At 72.2% G+C, this 1,169-nt stretch carries 1 protein-coding gene; it reads right to left on the reverse strand.

Annotated features, from left to right (window positions below; genetic code table 11):
• Window positions 1-620, reverse strand: a 620-nt coding sequence (locus tag E1291_RS41450) for a permease (protein ID WP_370771135.1), incomplete at its 3' end; no start/stop codon positions are given.
• Window positions 621-1,169: the final 549 nt, after the last annotated feature.

Genomic DNA, 1,169 nt, shown 5'->3' on the forward strand with positions numbered 1-1,169 from the left:
GCGGTGTGCGGCCGGGGCGGGACGCGGATCCACTCGCCCTTGCCGAACAGGGCCCACGTCCAGCCCGCGAGGACGGCGACCAGCAGGGAGGCCGCGAACCTGCCGAGGACCATCTCCGGGGCGCCGGGGAAGGCGACGGCGGTCGCCACGAGCACCACGGGATTGACGGCGGGGGCGGCCAGCAGGAAGGTCAGGGCCGCGGCGGGCGCCACGCCACGTGCCATGAGGCCGCCCGCGACGGGGACCGACGCGCATTCGCAGCCCGGCAGGACGGCGCCGAGCGCGCCGGCGACGGGCACGGCGGCCGCGGGACGGCCGGGAAGGGCGCGCCGCCAGAACGCGGGCGGCACGAACGCGGTGATGGCGGCCGACAACGCGACGCCGAATACCAGAAACGGCAAAGCCTGGACGCAGATCGCCACGAAGACCGTCGTCCAGGCGTCCAGCGCGCGGGAATCGGCGAGCGGGGCGGCGACCGCGCGCCCGAGGGCCATGGCGGCGGCCAGCAGGGCGAAGGCGCAGGTGGCGCGGGTCCCCGGGGCGAGGGTGCGGCCGGGGGCCCAGTCGGCGGGCGGGAGGAGATCATCGTCGGCCGCGCGGAGGCCGGCGGGCTCGGTCATGCCGATCATCGTGTCATACCGGGGCGCGCTCCGAGGGCCTCTCAGCCCTTTGTGGATAGGCGATTCCGACGGTTCACGAGAAAAAGATCTACCTGGCGAAAGGTAAAGAAATCGCCCATTTGACTAATACCGGGTAATGCCGGATATAGTCGACGCCAGGTCAGGGTCAATGAACCGTTGCCCGGCCACCGTAGAACCGTCGCGTCCCGCCCGCCAGGCGGGATCCCACGCCGAGTCGCGGCCGCACCATGCATCGGCCGCACACCGTGACGGGCCCTTGAGCCCCCGGTCGGCGTTCTTCCCGCTTCATTGAAGCCCGTGCGATGACGCACGCCCGAAGATGGGCGCGCGCATTCTGGCGCGGGCGCGGTCCGCCATGCCCGTGGACCGTTCCGCAGGACCTCCTGCAGCGGGATTCCTCGCGACGGCGGCATTTCCCGAGTCCCGAGTCTCGGAACCCCGTTCCTCCATGCCCGGACGGCCCCTGTGCTCCGGCGCGGAACGGCAGCCCTGTTCCCCGAACGAAGGAATTCCATGCAGAAGCGCGCG

Origin of the sequence: Actinomadura roseirufa (genome assembly GCF_900659635.1) — a bacterium.
GTDB lineage: Bacteria > Actinomycetota > Actinomycetes > Streptosporangiales > Streptosporangiaceae > Spirillospora > Spirillospora roseirufa.